This is a genomic window from Paenibacillus wenxiniae, from assembly GCF_039822605.1.
In the GTDB taxonomy this organism is placed as follows: domain Bacteria; phylum Bacillota; class Bacilli; order Paenibacillales; family Paenibacillaceae; genus Saccharibacillus; species Saccharibacillus wenxiniae.
In genome coordinates this window covers 1-1,544 of the sequence record NZ_JBCGUH010000038.1, presented here as the reverse complement: position 1 = coordinate 1,544, position 1,544 = coordinate 1, and the positions used below count along the sequence as shown (strand labels likewise).

Sequence of the window (1,544 nt, the reverse complement as noted above, 5' to 3'; positions counted from 1 at the left end):
ACCTTGAGTTCCGGCTTTTCCTGTCCCAGTTTCAACATCGTCTTCACAAAGTTATTGCCGTGCAATCCATACACCCACGAAGTACGCACGATAAAGTAGCGGTTGCACAATGTTTGTGTTAGCTGTTCTCCTGCACGCTTCGATTTGCCATAGACGCCCTGCGGATTGGTATTATCGTATTCATAGTAAGGATTTTCACCCTGACCATCAAATACATAATCTGTACTGATATAAATAAGCTTCGCACCTACCGCTTCAGCCGCAACCGCCATATTGCGGCTGCCTGTTGCATTCACCAGGTATGCGCCGTCCACATCACTTTCCGCAGCATCTACCGCTGTATAGGCTGCACAGTGCACGATGACAGTTGGAACAAACTCGCCCACGACCTGCTGGCACTGCTCCAGATTTGTAATATCCAATTGCTGACGATTACAGCCCATGACATCATGGCCTTTACGCTGCAATACAGCAACCATATCCATACCAAGCTGACCAGATGCACCGGTAACAAGTACCTTCATTACTTCTCACCTAGACGGCTACCGTATTGCTGCTGATAATAAGCCTGATATTCACCAGAAGCGATACGAGTCCACCAATCTTTGTTATCCAGATACCATTGAATCGTTGCTTTAATGCCGGATTCGAAATTATGTTTTGGCTTCCAGCGCAGCTCGTTCATCGTTTTCGTTGGATCGATGCCATAACGACGATCGTGACCCGGACGGTCTTCTACGTATTTAATCAACGATTCAGGTTTACCCAGTTGCTCCAAAATCGTTTTCACGATATGGATATTGGTACGTTCGTTGTTGCCACCGATATTGTACACTTCACCATTTTTGCCTTCATGGATGACGAGATCGATCGCGCTGCAATGATCTTCCACATACAGCCAGTCACGGATATTCAGACCGTCACCATATACCGGCAACGCTTCATCTGCCAGTGCACGAGAAATAATGAGTGGAATTAATTTCTCCGGGAACTGGAATGGGCCGTAGTTGTTCGAACAACGTGTGATGTTCACCGGCAAGCCGAATGTTTCGTGATAAGCACGTACAAGCAGGTCGCCGCCTGCTTTACTTGCGGAATAGGGACTGTTTGGTGTCAAAGGCGTTTCTTCTGTAAACAACCCTGTTTCGCTCAGTGTTCCGTATACTTCGTCTGTAGATACTTGAACGAATTTCGTAATGTTATGCTTTTTCGCCACATCCAGCAGTACTTGCGTGCCGAGTACATTGGTTTTCACAAATACGTCTGGTTCCAAAATACTGCGGTCCACGTGAGACTCTGCTGCAAAGTTAACGATGATGTTTACGCCCTGGGCAACGAGTTCATCCATCTTAGCACTATCGCCGATATCTGCTTTGACAAATGTATGATTCGGATTGCCTTCAATCGCTTTCAAATTTTCCAAATTACCTGCATACGTTAACGCATCCACATTAATGATCTGGTATTCGGGATGTTCACGCAACATGTACAGCACAAAGTTACTACCGATAAAACCGGCACCGCCGGTAACGAGTAATTTCATA

Annotated in this window: 2 protein-coding genes; both read right to left on the bottom strand. The window is 46.1% G+C overall.

What is annotated here, in order from left to right; genetic code table 11:
* Positions 1 to 524 (bottom strand): dTDP-4-dehydrorhamnose reductase (gene rfbD, locus AAHF22_RS23690; RefSeq protein WP_347327461.1); only part of this gene is annotated, 524 nt, incomplete at its 3' end.
* On the bottom strand, positions 524 to 1,543 hold the full coding sequence (gene rfbB, locus AAHF22_RS23685) for a dTDP-glucose 4,6-dehydratase (protein ID WP_347327460.1): 1,020 nt from the start codon (positions 1,541 to 1,543) through the stop codon (positions 524 to 526). The genes rfbB and rfbD, both read right to left, overlap by 1 nt.
* Position 1,544 lies beyond the last annotated feature (1 nt).

Bases quoted from the DNA above. Each gene is read 5' to 3' on its own strand.
- rfbB (WP_347327460.1), bottom strand. From the start codon at position 1,543: ATGAAATTACTCGTTACCGGCGGTGCCGGTTTTATCGGTAGTAACTTT.